We start from the raw sequence: 17,709 nt of genomic DNA, 5'->3' as shown, positions 1-17,709 counted from the left end.
TTCTAGAGTCCGATCAACCCGAGATGGAGATCGGACCGATGAAGAAGCGATACACCGAGGAACAGATCATTGGCTTCCTGCGTGAGGCCGATGCCGGGCTGCCGGTCAAGGAGTTGTGCAGGAAGCATGGCTTCAGCGAGCCAAGCTACTACGCCTGGAAGGCCAAGTTCGGCGGCATGAACGTGTCGGACGCACAGAGGCTGAAGACGCTGGAGGCCGAGAACACGAAGCTCAAGAAGCTGCTGGCCAACTCGATGCTTGAGATCGACGCGATGCGCGAGGTTCTCAAGGGAAAGTGATGGCCGTGGCGGCGCGGCGCGAGGTCGTGCGGCAGTTGCAGGACAGGGGCTTGAGCGAACGCCGAGCCCTCGGGCTGGTGGGCATGAGCGCCAGCACCCTGCGCTACCGCCCTCGCGACGACGGCAACGGCCGGCTGCGTGAGCGATTGACGGAGCTCGCCGGCCAGCACCGCCGTCACGGCTACCGGATGCTGCACAGCCGGCTGCAGCTCGAAGGTTGGACGATCAACGTCAAGCGGACGTACCGGGTCTACCGCGAGGAAGGGCTGATGGTGCGCAAGCGCCGGCGCAAGAAGCTGCCGGTGCCTGAGCGGCAGCTGTTGGTGCGCCCGATGCAACCCGATGAGGTGTGGAGCATGGACTTCGTGTTCGACGAGCTGGCAAACGGCAGACGAATCAAGACGCTGACGGTCGTGGACGACTGCAGCAAGGAGGCGGTGCGGATCGCTGTGGATACGTCGATCCCAGCGCTGTACGTCACGCGGGTGCTCGACCAGGTCAAGGCCGAGCGGGGCTTGCCCAAGGTGATCCGCACAGACAACGGCCCGGAGTTCGCCGGCCGGACGATGCAGTGCTGGGCCGCCCGCAACGGCGTTGAACTGCGCTTCATCCAGCCAGGCAAGCCGGTGCAGAACGCCTACATCGAAAGCTTCAACAGCCGCTTCCGCGACGAGTGCCTGTCGCAGCACTGGTTCGCCAGCCTGAGCCACATGCGCAGCGTCATCGACAACTGGCGCGAGGACTACAACCACCACCGGCCGCACAGCACCCTTGGCTACGTGCCGCCGGCCGTGTTCGCCGCACGGTGCCGCCAGCATGCGGGCGGCACCGCGCCAAACCCCGCATCACCAACTACGATGCAAACCCCAGGGCTCTAGATCGAAGTGCTACGAAACCTGGGGGCAGCGCAATCGCACCTCGGACCTGAGGCTTGTAGCGCGGCATCCGTGGCCTCCTCTGACTCGGCCTCGATTGCAGCGCCCGGCGCCTGACCGCGCTATTCGGAGACTCCCGCACCGGGGAGATTTTTTACAGCCTCAACGCCCAAGGTAAGCGGCGCCGGAGCCCGACAGGGCGGAGGGCACCAACACTGGCCATGAAGATGGCGAAGCCATGGCCCGTGTTGGCGTCCGCTTGACCGACAAGTTAGACATCGGGGACGTGCGCCAACGACTACTGGACATGCCCTCTCCTTGCATTCATGGCGTACCGCCGTAGGTCTTCCGGCGGACTCGCAGCGTGGAGGTATTGGTCGATGACTTCTTCCACGCGCTCAGGGTAGGAGGAATAGATGTGGCCTAAGCCATGCAAGCCGCTCTCCACACATGCTCGATTTGGTGATGTCAGCGCACGTTCTAAGACGTCGCAGACCGCACCGTAGAAGATGGTGCGCTTTGGCGATCGCTCCCAGTATGACAGCGGCGATATGTCCCAAAGCATGTAGCACATGTAGTTCAGCGCATTGCTGCCAGGTTCGCTTGTGTGACCAAGGACGGGCGCGCAGCGAGTTTCGAAGATGTGTGAGTACACATGCTTGAGTCCCGCAATAGCGCGCAAACGTAACTCGACTGCGACATCCTCAGACATGATTGCGAACACGATGTCAGAGGCGCCGTTGTCGACAATGTACGAGAGCCCGTAGCGCAACTGCTCATTGGAGTACGAAGCGAGATCGCGGGCGCAGTTCTCGAAGGCGGCCGCCACGAGCTCCACCAACTCACTCGCATCGGCTTCAAACAGCTCTAGAGTTTCAATATCGAAGTACCAGCCATTGGGCGTCACGGGGCGCTCAAAAACGTACTTCAACCACTCGGCGTAGCGGGGGGGCATAGCGAGGTCTAACGAAGCTGTCCAATAACCCTCTGCCCACGCGTCATGGACTTTGACGAGCGGAACGGGAGCTGGTTCAGCAGAGTTTTCATTCCGGATGATTGTGGCGCCAACTGCGGGCGCCTGTGAGCGCTGCCGAACCCTGCTGATGGGGGATATCACGGCCCTGGCTGTGGCCCTCACCGCCTCCAGCCGCTGTGCGCCAACTTCTCGATGTTGTGCACCAGGCAGAACAACTGCCACTGTGCCCCCACCTTGGCCGCGCCGCGCAGCGTGAAGCGGCTCAGCCGCTTGTTGTGCCGCAGGTTGGCGAACACCGGCTCCACCGTGGCGATGCGCCGGCTGTACAACGCTCGCCCCTGCGGGCTGTCGATGGCCCGGCGCATGCGCTGACTCGGATCGTTCGGGTCGAGCTCTCTGGCGTGGAACAGCGAGACCTTGCGTGCAGCTGTGCGTTCGGGGTGGCGCAGGCACTGGGTGCGCAGCGCGCAGCCTTGGCAATCCTCGGGCCTGGCCTTGAAGTCTTCGCGCCGCTGGCCCTTGCCCACCTGGTAGATCGCCCCGCTGCTGCGCAGCGTCTGGCCGGCCGGGCAGATCGCCGTCCTGGCCTTTGGATCAAATCGGAAGTCGCTCGGCCCGAAGTGCTTGATCGATGGTTTGCCCTGCCCGGTGGCCTGCTTGTCGTAGAGCGGGTCGGGCTGGGCTTTGTGCTGAGCGTGGTCCTTGAAGCGTTCATCGCGCTGGCGCATCTGCGTGTCGGCAATCAGCGCGGGCCTGCCTTGCGCGTGCAGGGCCTGCACGTTGACATCGCTGTGGTAGCCAGCGTCTGCCGTGACGAGTGTCTGCGCGTCAGCGAAGGGCCGTGCCTGCTCCACCATGGGCAGCAGCATGGCCTGCTCCGAGCCGGAGCCAGTGATGTCCGCCGCGATGATGACCTGGTGCCGCGCGTCCACCGCGGCCTGGGCCGCATAGCCCTGGATCACGCCCTTGCTGGTGGCCATCTTGGCGCTGTCAGGATCGGTGATGTTGGTCTTGAGCTCCTGGCCCTTGCGGTTACGCCGCGGCGTCGTGGTGCGCAGGAACTCTCGCGTGCGCTGGGCCTCGCGGCGCAGGGCGTCCACACGCTGCTGGCGGCGCGCCTGCAGTGCTTCATCGCCGGGCGTCCCGGTGCGGCTGTCCTGCGCCTGGTGCAGGCTCACGATCTTCTCGGCCGCCTTCTCCAGCCGGCGCGCCCGGTGGAGCAATTCCGCATGCGTGCCGCTGCGCTCCTTGCTGGCGTTGGCCGGCAGCTTCACGCCGTCGATGGCGAACAGCTCTCGACCGATCAAGCCCTGCGCATCGCAGGTCAGCAGCACCTGATGGAACAGCGCCTTGATCTGCGGCCCCAGGCCGCTGACGAATTTGGCCAGTTGCGCATGGCTGGGGTGGCTGTCCCCGCTGATCGCGATGAACTGGATGTCATGCTCGCAGGCCCGCTCCAGTTGCCGGCTCGACACCAGGCCGCGGCTGTAGCCCAGCAGCACGATCTTGAGCAGCACGCGCGGGTCGTAGGCGCTGGCGCCCACCTCTTCGTTGCGAAAGCGCGCGTCCAGCGCCGAGAGGTCCAGCTCCTCATCCACCAGCAGGTTCAGCGCAAAGGCAAAGCTGCCCGGCACCAGCTGCTCCGACAGCACCACCGGCAGGAACATCGCACCTCGGACCTGAGGCTTGTAGCGCGGCATCCGTGGCCTCCTCTGACTCGGCCTCGATTGCAGCGCCCGGCGCCTGACCGCGCTATTCGGAGACTCCCGCACCGGGGAGATTTTTTACAGCCTCAACGTCACAGCTCAGCGGGCGGCGAAGCCGTCCGCTGGAGCGAAGGGTTGAACGTCATCCGGACCAGCGCCTCGAGTTCGTGCACATGGAGAGAGCGGGCCAGGCCCTCCCCACCTGCCGTGGCACAACTGGCGCACCATTGAGCGCGCCCTAACGCGAACTCCAACATCGATTTCCCGAGTTGCGGAGATGCAGCCTGTGAGTGCGCTGCTTGGAGTGCCACTGCCGCGTAATCGCAATCGCGAAACCAGCCAATTCGATCGGATTCACCTGCCAATCGAGCGAGCAGCGGCGGCAGCAAAGCCAAGTCATCCAATTGCGCTATGTCTCGCACCAAGGCATCAGCAGCCGCGGTGCTTCCCTCTGCCGCCTGCACTGCCTTGCGATATTCGAGCAACTCGTCCATGACGTTCAACGTGAAAGTGAGCGGACGCCGAAGGCGGTCCGCTCCAATGGCAGGTTAACCATCATTGCAGCCACAACAGTGCGATGGTGCCAAGAAAGGCAAGGCCGATGACGAGCATGCCAGCCCACCAAATCCGTCTGTCGCGAGCGGCACAAGGAAGACAGGCTCGCGCTTGAGTAGCTGGACCAGGCCCTCCAGCCACGCGGATATCAACGGATTGCATGGGGCCAAGTTCGACACCACAGCGAATGCAACTCCAAGATGTCTGAACGCGCGTGGCCTTCCGATGAATGCGCCGATCCAAGAGGTAGAGAATCGCGGCGACAAGGACGAGAGCAACGGCGGCCCAGTGCTTGGCTTCCATGATGGTTAACGTGATATGGGGAGACACCAACTGCTGCATAACATCGGAGCTGTCCGCATAACAAAGCCACGCCGATATCTCGCAAGCCCATGATTCATCTGTAATTTCTCCCCGGATGAAGCCTTGGCGAGGGTACTAAAAAATCCGACAAAAGCGGCAAGTGTTACAACCGACAGCACGCACGCGCGAAGAACGCTGAGGTCCCCCTCGCGGCTCAGCCCGCGCCATCCTCCGCCCCCTCCCCCGGCCCCTGGTGAAACACCAGCTCCGCCACCGGCCGGCCGCCGACCAGGTGCTCGGTGATGATGCGGTCCAGGTTCTCGCCCTGGGCGTCGTAGTACCAGGTGCCGTCGGGCTGCACGCACATCACCGGCCCGCCCTTGCAGGCCGCAAAACAGCTGACCCGGCTGCGCTTGACGCGCAGCGGCCCCTCCTGGATGCCGGCCGCCTTGAACTTCTCGCCCAGGCTGTCGAACACCGCCTGCGCCTGGCCGTCCTGCGTGCAGCGCGGCCCGGTGCAGACCAGCAGATGGCGGCGATAGGCCTGGATGCTGGGCTTGCTGACGGCAGGGCTGGATGGCGGCGACTTGTCGTCGTTCATTGATTTATTGACTTCTTCGGTCTCGAAATTCGTTGCTGTTGCTGCTTGCGCAAACGCCGCACGCCCAGCACCAGGCCAGCGCTGGTCAACCCCAGGCCCAGCAGGCTCAGCGCGATCACCACGCCATCGCGCGCCAGCGGCAGGCCAACTAACGGCGGCAGGTCCCAGCGGTGCAGCGCGTTGAACAGCCAGCGGTTCCAGCGCCCCGCCTCGTCCAGGCGCAGCACCACCCGGGCCGTGCGCGGGTCGAGATAGTAGACCAGGCCACCGGTGCTCGGTTCGTCGAAGGCCACCCGGTAGACCGGGAAGCTGCGGCGCTGGTGGCGCAGCGCGTAGTAATGCAGGTCCGGCTCATGCAGCCACCCGGCCGCCACGATCGTCGCCTGCGGCTGCAAGCTCTGGGCCGCGGCGCGCAGGCGTGCATCGTCCAGCCCCGCCGGCAAGACCTGGCCCTGTGGGTCGATCAGCGCCGTGCCGGTGGGCGTCGTGGCCAGCCAGAAATGCGTGCCCTGGAAGCGCTGCGCGGCCAGCTCGCCGGTGCCGGCCGGCAGCTGGGGCGGCATCCGCAGCGCGGCCGGCTCCAGCGCGCCGCCGCGCCAGCGCTGCTGCTCGCCGGCTGCCGGACCGTCGCCACCGGGCCAGCCCCAGGGATCCATCGACAGCCAGCCGCTGAAGATCCAGGCCGCCAGCACCAGGCCGCCGCCCAGGCCCAGCAGGTGATGCCAGCGCTGCCAGGGCTCGCGGTAGGGGCTGACGCTGCCGCTGGCATAGCGACGCCGCAAGCGCAGCCGCTGCACGCCCAGCACCAGGCCCAGCGCGCACAGGCCCAGCGCGATGCCGCTGCTCCACAGCACCACCTCGCGCCACAGCTTGCCGTCGATGCGCAGCGGCGTGAAATAGAGCCAATGCGTCACCGAGCCCAGCCAGTTCCAGCCGCGCTCCCAGCGCCGCGTGTCCAACACCAGCTCGCCGCTGCGCTGCGCGATATAGAGCTCCAGCCCGTCCTCCGCGTCCAGCGCCACCCGGTACAGCGGCCGCTGGGCGTTGAAGCGGCTGTAGACGCTCCACTGGTCCGGCCCGTCCAGCAGCTCGACCCAGCGCACCGCCAGCGGCCGCCCGGCCAGACTCTGGCCATAGGCGGCGGCCAGGCTGGCGGCTTGCAGCGCATCCAGCGGCACACGCGGCCTGCCGTCCAGAGCGTCCACCGCGTGCCAGGTCTTGCCGGCCTGAAACAGCCAGACCGGCCGGCCGAGCTGCTGCTGCAGGCGCAGCGCCTCCGGCGCGCCCGATCGGCCCAGCGCCGCCCAGGCCGCGCCCGCATCGACCGCCGGCGCGGCCAGTGGCATGGCGGTGGCGGTGGCCCCGGCCGTCAGCGCCCGTTCGCGCTCCTCGGCGCGCAGCTCCGGCCGCGCGACGAACAGCATCACCAGGCCCGACAGCAGCCAGACCAGCACCAGCAGGCCCAGCGCGATGCCGAGCCAGCGGTGCAGCAGATGGAAGCAGCGCCACATGGATCGCCCCTTCAGTCGAAGCGGTGGTCCAGCACCAGCTGCGCGCTGCGCGGCGCGCCCAGCAACACCTGGGTGGCCGTGTAGCTGCTGCTGGCGTAGAGCTTGTCGCCCAGATTGCGCAGATGCAGGCGCAGCACGCTGCGATCGCTCAGGCGTTTGCCCAGACTCGCATCCCAGACCGTGTAGCCGGACAGGCGCTGCATGTTCGCGGTGCTGGTGTAGCGCTGCCCGACATGGCGCAGACCGCCGCCGATGTCGTAGCCATGCCCCTGGTAGCCCAGCCACAGCCCGGCCTGACGCTCCGGCGCATTCGGTGCGCAATTCCCGGCCAGCGAGCCGCCTTGGGCATTGAACAGGCGCTCATAGCGCGCGCGCAGCAGCGCGGCATTGGCATCCAGGCGCCAACCCGGCGCCGGGCTCCAGGCCGCGGCCAGCTCGACACCGCGCGAGCGCAGGCTGCCGCCCTGCACGCTTTCACGCGGGCGCAGCGGATCTGGCGTCAGGATATGGTCCTTGTCGATCTGGAACAGCGCCGCGCTCCATTCCAGCCGGCCGGCGGCGCGCTTGTAGCCGAGTTCGAACTGGCGACCCTCGGTCAGGCGCAGCGCGGTATTGGCCTTGCTGAGCGTCGCGATCGTGCCGACCGGGTCGGTGCCGCTGCTGAGCTGGGCGTAGATGCTCTGCATCGCGTCGGGCTGGAACAACGCCCCCAAACGCCAGCTGGTCGGGCTGAAGCGCGCACCCCAGCCGTCAGGCCGCGGCGACAGGATGTCACGCTGCAGCCGCGTGCGGTCATGCCGCAGCCCGGCGCTGAGATGCCAGTCCGGTGTCGGCTGCCAGTCGGTCTCGAGGAACAGGGCCTGCTGGCGCGTCTCGGAGCGGTTGCGCGGCAGCATCGGCGCGGCGGCGATGTAGCGGCCGGGATCGAAGCCCTGCAGCGGCACCTGGGTGACGGTGTCGTACTCGTACAGATCGTTGGCATGCTGGAAGCGCAGCCACATCTGCTCCAGCCCGCTGGTCCATTGCCAGCCGCCGGCGCGGCCGCGCAGTTCGGCGCGCAGGCCCGACTGGCGCAGCCGGTGCTCGATGCCCAGATAGCCCTGGCGCTCGATCGAGCGGCCATCGGCGCTGGCACCGTACTCCTCCAGATTGCGCCAGCGTCGGTCGGCCAGGAAGCGGTAGGCCACCACGCGGGCATCCAGCCCCTCGGCCAGGCGCCAGTCCAGCCGCGCGCGGGCACGCTCCTGGTCCATGCGCCACAACGCGTCCTCGACGTTGTAGTTCTCGCGCCGTAGCTCGCGCCAGAGGCTGCCGTCCGGCTTCAGCGGCGTGCCGAAATAGGCGGTCGGGCGCTCGCGATGCACGTCCAGGCTCAGGTCCAGGCGCAGGTCCGGCGTGGCTTCCCAGCGCCAGGTGCTCATCAGCTTGCCGTTGCGGTAGTCGCCGCGCTCGATATGGCCATCGCCGCCCTTGGCCAGCAGGTCCAGGCGCAGCGCGCTGCGCTCGCTCAGGGGGCGCGCCAGGCCCAGGCCCAGGCGGTAGTCGCCCCGGCTGCCCAGGCCCGCACTCAGTTCGCTCACAGCCTCGCGGCCCGGCACCTTGCGCACCAGGTTGATCAGGCCGCCGATCGCGCCGTCGCCGTACAGCACCGAGGCCGGGCCGCGCAGGATCTCGACGCGCTCATAGCCCCAGCCGTCCGAGGGGACGGACTGGGTGCCGGAGGCGGTGGCCATGCGCAGCCCATCCTCGGCCAGCGCCACCGAGTCGTTGCCGCTGAAGCCGCGGCTGGCGAAGGTGCTGCCCGAACCGGGCGAGCCCAGCGCGCTGACACCGGTGGCACGCCCCAGCAGGTCGGCGATCGTGGCCTCGCCGCGCGCGCGCAGGCGCTCGACGTCGAGCACCTCGATGCTGGCGGCGGTTTCGAGCGCGCTGAGGTCCAGGCGCGAGGCGGTGGACTGCGAGGCCAGCAGGCCGTCCGCCGGCTTTGAGGCCTGGCCGGACACGCGCACCGGCTGCAACTGCTGCTGGGCCAGGGCCGGCGCGGCGGCCAGCGCGGCCAGCATCAGCAACGCGGCATGCGGCAAGGGGCGCAGGCACGGACCTGCCTGGAACGGACGGGGATTCTTGGAGCTGTGATGCATCGGTGGACTCGGGATCGACCACGGGGCCGCAGGCCCGGGACGCAGACGCGCCGGGCCGATGCGCGCACGCCGATCGGTCAGCAAGAGAGGACGAGGGAAGAGGAACGAGAACTCAGGCCACGGACGGCAGAGGATCGGGACTCATGAAGCTGGTCTGTCTGGGCCAAGGCCCGCTGTCGCGCCCGGCCTGCCTCCCCGCAGACCCGCGCCTCATGACGCAGCGATCCCGAACAAGCCACGGGACCGCGCATCGCCTTGTTGGCCGGTATCCGGGCTGACGACGACTCGCCGGCCCTTCCCAGACGCGCAAAGGCATCCAGTGGGCGGAGGAAGCGAGGTGGAAACACGGCCGCGGCGCACGGCCGGGGAAAGCACGGCGCCGGGTCGGATTCCGGTCGTTTGACCGTTGCGGGGGCAGCTCAGGCAAGGATCGGGCCGTTCTTCTGGCCTGTCCCCCTCCTGATTCCCGTTTAACTGCAGGATGGCAATCATCCCGCGAGCACCAACGGCGCGAATCCTAAACGATTCGCGGTCAAGACCTGCCCCTGGGGCCGGCGGCGGCGTAGCATCGGGCGGTCGGCACCCGCAGGGAGACCCCCATCATGCTGGACCTGGAACAGCTGCTGCGCTATTGGGCGATCGGTCAATGGCAGGCCAATGTGCTGATGCTGATGCACCTGGGCGGCGCGATGGTGCTGGGCCTGATCCTCGGCTACGAGCGCGCCTACCATGGCCGCGCCGCCGGCATGCGCACCTATGCGCTGGTCTGCATGGCCTCCTGCGCGGTGACGGTGCTGGTGGCCTTCCCGCAGCATTGGTTCGGCGGGCTGGCCGGCGCTCTGCCCCCGCCCTTCACCGACCCGACCCGCGTGATCCAGGGCGTGCTGACCGGCATCGGCTTTCTCTGTGCCGGCGTGATCATGCGCGAGGGCATGAACATCAGCGGCCTGACCACCGCCGCCTCGCTGTGGGCCGCCGCGGCGCTGGGCATCGTGGTCGGCATGGGCTTTTACTTCGCGGCCATCGCGCTGACCCTGCTCTGCGCCAGCCTGATGATGTGGGGCGCCAAGCTGGAGGCGCGCCTGCCCTCGCATCCGGCGATCTCGGTGCTGCTGCGCGGCGAGCCGGCACGGCGCTTCGAGCAGGCCGAGCTGGCCGCCTTCGCCGAGCAGATCGGCTACCGCTTCGCGCCCGGCTCGCTGAGCATCGAATGCGTCGGCGGCCGCGAGGAATGGCGCTTCGTCTGCACCGCAATGCGCAACTACAAGGGCCAGACCCTGACGCGCTTCTCCAGCCATATCGGCGAGCTGCCCGGCGTCGCCGAATACAGGGTCACGCACGCGCGCAACTGAGCTCCTGGTGTATCCCGCGCGAGCGGGAGTAGACGTCGAAACCGCTGCTTCCCCGTCCTACCAAGATTGATAGGTGCCGCACGAGCGCGCCTTTCGTATCGTCCGCGGACCTTACGGGAGGCATATGAATATCACCGCGATCGCACATGCGGAAATGGGTCAGCAGCTGCTGGCCGAGCTGGCGGCCTACCGCTACCGCGTCTTCGTCGAAACCCTGGGCTGGACCCTGAACTGCGCGCCGCAGCGCGAGCTGGATCAGTTCGATCATGCCGACGCCCACTACGTGCTGCTGCGCGACCGCGAGGGCCGTCTTTCGGGCTGCGCGCGCCTGCTGCCGACGACGCGGCCCTACCTGCTCAGCGAGGTGTTCCCGATGCTGGCCCCCGGCGGCCTGCCGTCCGATGCGGCGGTCTGGGAGCTGTCGCGCTTCGTCACGCTCAGCCCCGATAGCGAAGCCCAAGCGACGGGCGGCAACCCGGCGCTGCGCCAGTTCTCATCCGACCAGGCCATCGCGCTGCTGCAGGCCGCGATCGACCATGCCAGCGCCCAGGGCGTGAGCCGCCTGGTCACGGTTTCGCCGGTCGGCGTCGAGCGGCTGCTGACGATGGCCGGCTTCAGCGCCGGCCGTCTGGCGCCGCCGCAGACCGTCGGCGGCCGGCGCCTGTTCGCCTGCCAGATCGAGTGCCGGCCGCGCCAGGTGCAGGTCCAGCCGGCACAGGCCGCGGTCGCGGCCTGATCGCCCGCCTCTTCATCCGCCACCGCCATGGATGTCGCCGCCCCTCTGATCGCCACCATGCCCGCCGAGCCGGACCCGGCGCTCCCGGCCCGGCCGGCAGGCACCTCGTGGAGCTTTGCCGACGCGCTGCGCCGCAATGCCTTCGAGCAGCCCGATGCCCTGGTCTACCGCTTCTGGCAGACCGAGGACGATGCCGATGAACAGCTGAGCCACGCGCAGCTGGCCGACTGGGTCGGCCGCTATGCGGCGGCGCTGCGCCAATGCGGCGGGCCGATCCCGCCGCGCCTGGTGCTGGTGCTGCCGCAGGGCCGCCAGTTCGTCGCCGCCTTCTTCGCCTGCATGGCGGCCGGGGTGGTCGCGGTGCCGACCTTCCCGCCGCGCAACCCGCTGCAGGCCGAGCGCCTGCGCCTGGTGCTCAAGGAACTGGACAACGCGCTGGTGCTGGCGCGCCGCGGCAGCCTGGACGGCGAGTTGGCCGCGCTGCGCCGCGACCCGGAACTGGCGCGCACCGGCTGGCTGGCGGTCGAGGAGTTCGACGCCGCGCCGGCCGCGGGCCTGGCGGGCCTGCGCCCCGATCCCGAGGCGCTGGCGATGCTGCAGTACACCTCGGGCTCGACCGGCCGCCCCAAGGGCGTGATGCTGAGCCAACGCAACCTGGTCGAGAACTCGCAGCTGATCCAGGACTGCTTCGGGCACCGCAAGGGCCAGAGCCGCTCGGTGATCTGGCTGCCGCCCTATCACGACATGGGCCTGGTCGGCGGCATCCTGCAGCCGGTGCATGCCGGCTTCGCCAGCCTGCTGATGCCCACCAGCCTGCTGGTGCGCAGCCCCTACCGCTGGCTGCAGGCGGTCAGTGAGTTCGGCGCCGGCTGCAGCGGCGGCGTCAGCAGCGGCGGCCCCAACTTCGCGTTCCAGCTCTGCGTCAACAACATCCGCGACCGCGACCTCGGCGAGCTGGACCTGAGCGCCTGGCGCATCGCCTTCTGCGGCGCCGAGCCGATCAGCGCGCGCACGCTGGACGAGTTCGCGCGGCGCTTCGCGCCGAGCGGCTTCCGCGCCGAGGCGCTGTACCCCTGCTACGGCATGGCCGAGACCACCCTGATGGTCAGCGGCAAGCCGCTGGGCGAGGCCTTCCGGCGCTGCCACCTGGACGCCCGCGCGCTGGCGCGCGGCCAGTGGCAGCCGGCCGAGCCGCAGCGCCCCGGCACCCAGGCGGTGGTCAGCTGCGGGCGCCCGCATGCCAGCCTCGAGCTGCGCATCGTCGAGCCCACCCTGCAGCTGGCCCGCGGCGAGCGCGAGCTCGGCGAGGTCTGGGTGCGCGGCCCCAGCGTCACCCATGGCTACTGGCAGGACGAGCCGCGCAGCGCGCAGCAGTTCGGCCAGATGCTGGACGGGCGCAGCGGCTGGCTGCGCACCGGCGACATCGGCTTCGTCGAGGCCGGCGAACTGTTCATCACCGGGCGCATGAAGGAGATCCTGATCGTGCGCGGGGCCAACTACTTCCCGCAGGATCTGGAGCATGAGGCCCTGCTGGCCTGCCCCGAGCTGCACAACTGCCGCGCGGTGGCCTTCCAGCATGGCGACGGCGAGACCGAGCAGGTGGCGCTGGCGCTGGAGGTGCCGCGCGGCGCGCTCGACCATCAGGACCTGCGCCGGCGCATCAACGCCCGGCTGGGCGAGAAATACGGCCTGCGCATCGAGACCCTGCTGTTCATCCCGCGCAAGACGGTGCGCACCACCTCGTCGGGCAAGCTGCAGCGCCTGGCGCTGAAGCAGGAGTTCCTGCAGGGCGAGCTGCCGGTCTATCTGCGGCTGGACGACGCGGCCGAGGAGCAAGGCGCCGCGCCCGCCGCGGCCGCGCAGCCGCTGCGCCTGGACAGCGAGGCCGAGGTCTGCCAATGGCTGCTGCAGCGCATCGCCGTCGCCACCCGCAGCGAGCTGGGCCGGCTGCGCGCCGAGGACAGCTTCGCCAGCCTGGCGATGGACTCGGTCGCGGCGATCGAGCTGCTGGACGAGCTGGACCGCGGCCATGGCCTGCTGCTCTCGCCCGATGCCTTCTACCGGCACAACAGCCCCGCGCTGCTGGCGCGGGAAATCTGGCGCGAGGCCCGGTCGGCCCGCGCGCTCCGCTGAGAAGGAATGCATGCCCATGGTCGACAGCTTTTTCTCGCAACGCCTGTGTGCCTTCATCGCCGAGGCCTTCCTCGGTGACGGCAGCCGCGTGCAGCGCGACACCCGCCTGCTCGAACTCAACATCCTCGATTCCGCCGCGCTGTTCGACGTCGTCGACTTCGTGCGCCAGGAATTCGGCGTGCAGATCCCGATCGGCGACATCCATCCCCAGCATTTCGCCAGCGTCGCGCAGCTGGAAGCGCTGGTGATGCGCCTCAACCCCTTGGAGAAGATCGCATGATTCCGAACCAGTGGTATGCCGTCCTGCGCAGCGAGGACGTCAAGAGCAAGAAACCGGTGGGCATCCGCCGCTTCAACAAGAAGCTGGTGCTCTACCGCGACACCCGCGGCCAGATCGTCTGCCTGGACGACCGCTGCGCCCACAAGGGCGTGCCGCTGAGCCATGGCAAGCAGCATGGCGACCTGATCGCCTGCCCCTATCACGGCTTCCAGTACGACGCCAGCGGCCGCTGCGTGCACATGCCGGTGCTGGGCAAGCAGGGCGTGCCGCCGCGCCATATGTGCGTCGCCTCCTACACGACGCGCGAACAGCATGGGCTGATCTGGTTCTGGACCGGCGAGCGCGTGCCCGAGGCGCTGCCCGAGGTGCCGATGTTCAAGGAGTTCGCCGAGTACGAGGGCTTCAGCTCGCGCTACGCCTGGCATGCGCCGACCCATTACACCCGCTATGTGGAGAGCGTCTGCGAGGTCTACCACGTGCCCTTCGTGCACAAGGGCTCGGCGCTGAACATCTGGGACCCCAAGGGCGGCCGCGTCGACGACTTCCGCTGCCAGCTGGAGGGCACGCTGATCCGCAGCGACTTCATCCTGCGCCCCGACGACGAGCGCACGGCCGAGGAGACCCTGCGCGCGCGCCTGCCCTGGACGCGCGGCTGGCGCATCGGCGTCGACGTGCAGATGCCCAATATGGTCCAGATCCGCAACGACGTGTTCGACGTCTATCTGATCGCGACGCCGATCGACGACGACAACTGCTGGCTGTGCATCTGCTACAAGGAACCGAAGCGCGACCTGCTGTTCCCGATGATCAAGCCCCTGCCCATCCCGGGCTGGCGTCGCGTGCGCCCCTGGCTGATGTGCCGGATGGAGCGCTTCATCCAGCAGTCCAAGGACATGGCCGCGCTGAAGGGCCAGGAGCCCCGCATCTCCAGCCTGACGGCCAACAAGCTGATCTCGGTCGACAAGGTCAACGCCTACTACCTGCGGCTGCGCGAGCAGCTGACCCAGGAGGCCCTGGCGGCCCAGCGCCAGGCGCTTGAGACCCCGACCGACGCGCTCCCGCCCGAGCAGCCCATCCACATCGTGCCGCGCAGCCATCAGGCCGCCTGAACGCCCCACCGAGCACCGATCATGAGCGCCATCCCACAAGATCCCGTCGCCGCCGTGCGCGCCGTCGTCAAGAAGCATTCCCAGTACGACGACGAGACGCTGCGCCCCCAGTCCCTGCTGCAGGAGGACCTGGGCATCGACTCCATCATGCTGGCGGCCATCGTCAGCGAGCTGAACCAGCTGTTCCAGACCAGCGTGCGGGTCGAGATCAACGACTCCGACACCCTGGACAGCCTGTGCGTGCGCTTCGGCGCCACGCCGGCCGCCGTGGCCGCGTCGGCCGCGCCGCTGCAGACCATGCGCGACTTCGTCGCCAACGGCAGCGACACCGATGTGTTCGCCAAGACCCGCCGCTTCGCGCGCTTTCACCGCGAGCGCGCCGCGCAGGGGCATTTCTGGTACGGCATGGCCTCGCGCGGGCGCAGCAGCAACCGCGCGCTGATCCACGACACGCATGAGGGCCGCGACCGCGAGTTTCTGCTGTTCGCCTCCAACAACTACCTGGGCCTGGCCAACGACGAGCGCGTGCTGGAGGCCATCATCCAGGCCACCCGCGAGTACGGCGCCACCAACACCGGCAGCCGTCTGATCGCCGGCACCACCGAGCTGCACCGCGAGCTCGAGCGCCGCCTGGCCCAGCTCAAGGGCCGCGAGGACTGCATCGTCTTCCCCTCCGGCTACTCGGCCAACCTGGGCAGCATCGCCGCCCTGGTCGGCCCGGGCGACCAGGTGATCGGCGATGTCTACAACCACATGAGCATCCAGGACGGCTGCAAGCTGGCCGGGGCCGCGCGCCGCCTGTATCCTCACAACGACATGCAGGCGCTGGAAGCGCTGCTGGCGCGCAGCGAGGACGAGGGCGGCGGCCGCCTGATCGTGGCCGACGGCGTGTTCAGCATGCATGGCGACATCGTCAGGCTGCCCGAACTGTCGCGGCTGGCGCGCCGCTACCAGGCCCGGCTGCTGATCGACGATGCGCACAGCACCGGCGTGCTGGGCCTGACCGGCTCAGGCACCACCGAGCATTTCGACATGAAGGGCCAGGTCGATCTGGAGGTCGGCACGATGAGCAAGGCGCTCGGCGGCCAGGGCGGCTTCGTCGTCGGCGACGCCGAGGTGATCGACTACCTGCGCTTCTACGCCAACAGCTATGTGTTCGCGGCCACCATCCCCGCGCCGGTGGTCGCCGGCCTGCTGGCCTCGCTGGACCTGATGGCCGCCGAGCCGCAGCGCCTGGCCCGGCTGTGGAGCAATATCGGCTACCTGAAGAAGGCGCTCGACGAGCTGGGCTTCGACACCGAGGACTCGCAGAGCGCGATCATCCCGGTGCGCCTGGGCGACGAGGCGCTGGCGATGAACATGGGCCGTTCGCTGCGCCGGCGCGGCATGTACTGCCAGACCGTGGTGTTCCCCGGCGTCGCGGTCGGCGATGCGCGGCTGCGCATCAGCGTGCTGGAGTCGCACACCGCCGAGGACCTGAACCAGGCGATCCAGATCCTGCTCGACGCGGCGCGCGAGAACGGTCTGGTGCTGCAGCCGGCGCGGGCCGCCGCATGAAGCCCACGGGCAGCGTCGCCGCCGGCGTGCACCAGGCCCTGCTGGCCCCGCCCGACGCGGCCCCGCTGCTGCTGGGCGGCGGGCAGGCGCTGAGCTATGGCCAGTGCCGCGACTGGGTGGCCCGCGCCAGCCAGGGCCCGATGGCCGATTGCGCCGGCCAGGCCGTGGCGATCTGGATGGACAAGGGCCCGCTGTACGCCCAATGCGTGCTGGCCGCCCTGTTCGCCGGCGCCCGCTACCTGCCGCTGGACGGTGCGCAGCCGGCGGAGCGCGTGCGCGCCATCGTGGCCGATGCCGGCCCGCGCCTGCTGGTGCTGGACGCCGCCCATGCGCGCCTCTGGCTGGCCCAGCCCCAGCCCGCCGACGGCCCGCGCCTGCTGGTGCTGAGCGACGAGGCCGCAGCGCCCGGCTTCGATGCCGCGCAATGGCAGCCGTCCGCGCTGGACCGACTGCGCGCCGCGGCACCGCTGAGCGAGCAGCCCGTCGCGCTCGACGAGATCGCCGCGATCCTCTACACCTCCGGCTCCACCGGGCAGCCCAAGGGCGTGCAGCTGAGCCAGCGCAATCTGCTCAACTTCGCCGCCTGGTCGGCCCGCACCCTGGCGCTGGACGCCAGCGACCGGCTGCTGAACCTGGCCAGCTTCAATTTCGACCTCAGCACCTTCGACCTGTTCGCGGGCCTGCAGGCCGGCGCCAGCCTCTATGTCACCAGCGAGCCGGAGCTGCACCATCCGGCCGGCCTGGGCGCGCTGATCGAGCAGCAGCGCATCAGCGTGATGTACGCGGTGCCCTCGCTGTACGGCCTGCTGATCCGCAGCGGCGTGCTGGAGGCGATGCGGCCGCGCTGCGCGCTGCGCCGCGTGGTCTTCGCCGGCGAGGTGATGCCCAAGCCGCTGCTGCAGCGCCTGGCCGCGGCCCTGCCGCAGGGCTGCGGGCTCTACAACTTCTACGGCCCGACCGAGACCAATGTCTGCCTCTGGCATGCGGTCGAGCCGGCCGAGCTGGACAGCCCGGAGCCGGTGCCGATCGGCCTGCCGATCGCCGGCGCCGAGGTCTGGCTGCAGGACGAGCAGGGCCGGCGCGTCGAGGCCGAGGGCGAGTTGGGCGAGATCTGGGTGGCCGGCGACTGCGTCACCCCCGGCTACTGGCGGCGCCCCGACGATGCCAACAGCGCGAACCATCGGCGCGGCTGCCATGCCACCGGCGACCAGGGCTCATGGCGCGCCGGCCGGCTGCAGTACCACGGCCGCCAGGACCGCATGCTGAAGGTCAACGGCTACCGGGTCGAGCTGGGCGAGATCGAGGCCGCGCTGGCCCGCCATCCCCAGCTGGCCGAGGTCGCGGTGCTGGGCATGCCGGCCAACGGCGGCGTGCGCCTGCTGGCCGCCTATGTGCCGCGCGAGGGCGCGCTGGTGCCCGGCTCGCTGGCGCTGAAGCAGCATTGCGCCACCCTGCTGCCGGCCTATATGGTGCCGCAGCAGCTGGTGGCGCTGGCCGGGCTGCCGAAGAACGCCAACGGCAAGACCGACCTGCGCCGCCTGCGCGAGCAACTGATCGGCAACGCATCGGACTGAG

The 17,709-nt window shown here is 69.1% G+C and carries 14 protein-coding genes and 1 riboswitch; of the genes, 8 read left to right on the top strand and 6 right to left on the bottom strand.

Translation table 11 applies throughout. The annotated features are described in order from the left end of the window. Positions 1 to 38: 38 nt before the first annotated feature. Positions 39 to 1,177 (top strand): IS3 family transposase gene (locus G8A07_RS12290; RefSeq protein ID WP_371816442.1). Its coding sequence is split into 2 segments (ribosomal slippage): positions 39 to 285 and positions 285 to 1,177, totalling 1,140 coding nucleotides; the frame shifts between segments, so codons are not numbered across the junction. A gap of 295 nt (positions 1,178 to 1,472) precedes the next feature. On the opposite strand, the gene G8A07_RS12285 is transcribed toward G8A07_RS12290, so the two are convergent. The 6 genes from G8A07_RS12285 to G8A07_RS12260 all read right to left on the bottom strand — a co-directional run bounded on the left by G8A07_RS12285 (position 1,473) and on the right by G8A07_RS12260 (position 8,967). Continuing rightward, positions 1,473 to 2,129, bottom strand: a complete 657-nt coding sequence (locus G8A07_RS12285) for a hypothetical protein (RefSeq protein WP_195797265.1) — start codon at positions 2,127 to 2,129, stop codon at positions 1,473 to 1,475. 179 nt (positions 2,130 to 2,308) lie between these two features. Then, the gene (locus G8A07_RS12280) at positions 2,309 to 3,850 is read right to left on the bottom strand and encodes an IS1182 family transposase (protein WP_195794317.1); all 1,542 of its coding nucleotides are present in this window, start codon (positions 3,848 to 3,850) and stop codon (positions 2,309 to 2,311) included. Positions 3,851 to 3,948: 98 nt separating this feature from the next. Beyond that, positions 3,949 to 4,350 carry a hypothetical protein gene (locus G8A07_RS12275; protein WP_195797264.1) on the bottom strand — a complete coding sequence of 134 codons (402 nt, stop codon included), beginning with the start codon at positions 4,348 to 4,350 and terminating at the stop codon, positions 3,949 to 3,951. Between the two features lie 578 nt (positions 4,351 to 4,928). After that, positions 4,929 to 5,315: a ferredoxin gene (locus G8A07_RS12270; RefSeq protein WP_195797263.1), complete on the bottom strand. Its 387-nt coding sequence runs from the start codon at positions 5,313 to 5,315 to the stop codon at positions 4,929 to 4,931. Then, positions 5,312 to 6,826, bottom strand: coding sequence for a PepSY domain-containing protein (locus G8A07_RS12265; RefSeq protein WP_195797262.1), 1,515 nt, complete (start codon positions 6,824 to 6,826; stop codon positions 5,312 to 5,314). The genes G8A07_RS12270 and G8A07_RS12265 overlap by 4 nt, the downstream gene beginning before the upstream one ends. Positions 6,827 to 6,837: 11 nt before the next feature. Continuing rightward, positions 6,838 to 8,967 (bottom strand): TonB-dependent siderophore receptor, encoded by a 2,130-nt coding sequence (locus G8A07_RS12260; RefSeq protein WP_195797261.1) that lies wholly within the window; start codon positions 8,965 to 8,967, stop codon positions 6,838 to 6,840. 242 nt (positions 8,968 to 9,209) lie between these two features. Continuing rightward, positions 9,210 to 9,489, bottom strand: a riboswitch (cobalamin riboswitch). 80 nt (positions 9,490 to 9,569) lie between these two features. On the opposite strand from G8A07_RS12260, the gene G8A07_RS12255 reads away from it, so the two are divergent. From G8A07_RS12255 to G8A07_RS12225, 7 genes are all read left to right on the top strand, one after another. Continuing rightward, on the top strand, positions 9,570 to 10,319 hold the full coding sequence (locus G8A07_RS12255; protein WP_195797260.1) for an MgtC/SapB family protein: 750 nt from the start codon (positions 9,570 to 9,572) through the stop codon (positions 10,317 to 10,319). A gap of 124 nt (positions 10,320 to 10,443) precedes the next feature. Then, positions 10,444 to 11,055 (top strand): acyl-homoserine-lactone synthase, encoded by a 612-nt coding sequence (locus G8A07_RS12250; protein ID WP_195797259.1) that lies wholly within the window; start codon positions 10,444 to 10,446, stop codon positions 11,053 to 11,055. Positions 11,056 to 11,082: 27 nt separating this feature from the next. Further along, the gene (locus tag G8A07_RS12245; RefSeq protein WP_195797258.1) at positions 11,083 to 13,188 is read left to right on the top strand and encodes an AMP-binding protein; all 2,106 of its coding nucleotides are present in this window, start codon (positions 11,083 to 11,085) and stop codon (positions 13,186 to 13,188) included. A 16-nt stretch (positions 13,189 to 13,204) separates the two neighbouring features. Beyond that, positions 13,205 to 13,468, top strand: a complete 264-nt coding sequence (locus G8A07_RS12240; RefSeq protein ID WP_213086270.1) for an acyl carrier protein — start codon at positions 13,205 to 13,207, stop codon at positions 13,466 to 13,468. Beyond that, a complete protein-coding gene (locus G8A07_RS12235) occupies positions 13,465 to 14,577 on the top strand; it encodes a Rieske 2Fe-2S domain-containing protein (protein WP_195797256.1) in 1,113 nt (370 codons plus the stop codon). Before G8A07_RS12240 ends, G8A07_RS12235 begins: the two co-directional genes overlap by 4 nt. A gap of 21 nt (positions 14,578 to 14,598) precedes the next feature. Beyond that, on the top strand, positions 14,599 to 16,134 hold the full coding sequence (locus G8A07_RS12230) for an aminotransferase class I/II-fold pyridoxal phosphate-dependent enzyme (protein WP_195797255.1): 1,536 nt from the start codon (positions 14,599 to 14,601) through the stop codon (positions 16,132 to 16,134). Continuing rightward, positions 16,131 to 17,708, top strand: a complete 1,578-nt coding sequence (locus G8A07_RS12225; protein ID WP_195797254.1) for an AMP-binding protein — start codon at positions 16,131 to 16,133, stop codon at positions 17,706 to 17,708. The genes G8A07_RS12230 and G8A07_RS12225 overlap by 4 nt, the downstream gene beginning before the upstream one ends. Position 17,709 lies beyond the last annotated feature (1 nt).

The organism is Roseateles sp. DAIF2 (assembly GCF_015624425.1).
Classification (GTDB): domain Bacteria; phylum Pseudomonadota; class Gammaproteobacteria; order Burkholderiales; family Burkholderiaceae_C; genus Kinneretia.
This window is presented reverse-complemented; position numbering and strand designations above follow the sequence as displayed.

Excerpts from the sequence above, each read along its gene's own strand:
- G8A07_RS12285 (WP_195797265.1), bottom strand. The coding sequence starts at position 2,129 with ATGCCCCCCCGCTACGCCGAGTGGTTGAAGTACGTTTTTGAGCGCCCC.
- G8A07_RS12280 (WP_195794317.1), bottom strand. The coding sequence starts at position 3,850 with ATGCCGCGCTACAAGCCTCAGGTCCGAGGTGCGATGTTCCTGCCGGTG.
- G8A07_RS12275 (WP_195797264.1), bottom strand. The coding sequence starts at position 4,350 with ATGGACGAGTTGCTCGAATATCGCAAGGCAGTGCAGGCGGCAGAGGGA.
- G8A07_RS12270 (WP_195797263.1), bottom strand. The coding sequence starts at position 5,315 with ATGAACGACGACAAGTCGCCGCCATCCAGCCCTGCCGTCAGCAAGCCC.
- G8A07_RS12265 (WP_195797262.1), bottom strand. The coding sequence starts at position 6,826 with ATGTGGCGCTGCTTCCATCTGCTGCACCGCTGGCTCGGCATCGCGCTG.
- G8A07_RS12260 (WP_195797261.1), bottom strand. The coding sequence starts at position 8,967 with ATGCATCACAGCTCCAAGAATCCCCGTCCGTTCCAGGCAGGTCCGTGC.
- G8A07_RS12255 (WP_195797260.1), top strand. The coding sequence starts at position 9,570 with ATGCTGGACCTGGAACAGCTGCTGCGCTATTGGGCGATCGGTCAATGG.
- G8A07_RS12250 (WP_195797259.1), top strand. The coding sequence starts at position 10,444 with ATGAATATCACCGCGATCGCACATGCGGAAATGGGTCAGCAGCTGCTG.
- G8A07_RS12245 (WP_195797258.1), top strand. The coding sequence starts at position 11,083 with ATGGATGTCGCCGCCCCTCTGATCGCCACCATGCCCGCCGAGCCGGAC.
- G8A07_RS12240 (WP_213086270.1), top strand. The coding sequence starts at position 13,205 with ATGGTCGACAGCTTTTTCTCGCAACGCCTGTGTGCCTTCATCGCCGAG.
- G8A07_RS12235 (WP_195797256.1), top strand. The coding sequence starts at position 13,465 with ATGATTCCGAACCAGTGGTATGCCGTCCTGCGCAGCGAGGACGTCAAG.
- G8A07_RS12230 (WP_195797255.1), top strand. The coding sequence starts at position 14,599 with ATGAGCGCCATCCCACAAGATCCCGTCGCCGCCGTGCGCGCCGTCGTC.
- G8A07_RS12225 (WP_195797254.1), top strand. The coding sequence starts at position 16,131 with ATGAAGCCCACGGGCAGCGTCGCCGCCGGCGTGCACCAGGCCCTGCTG.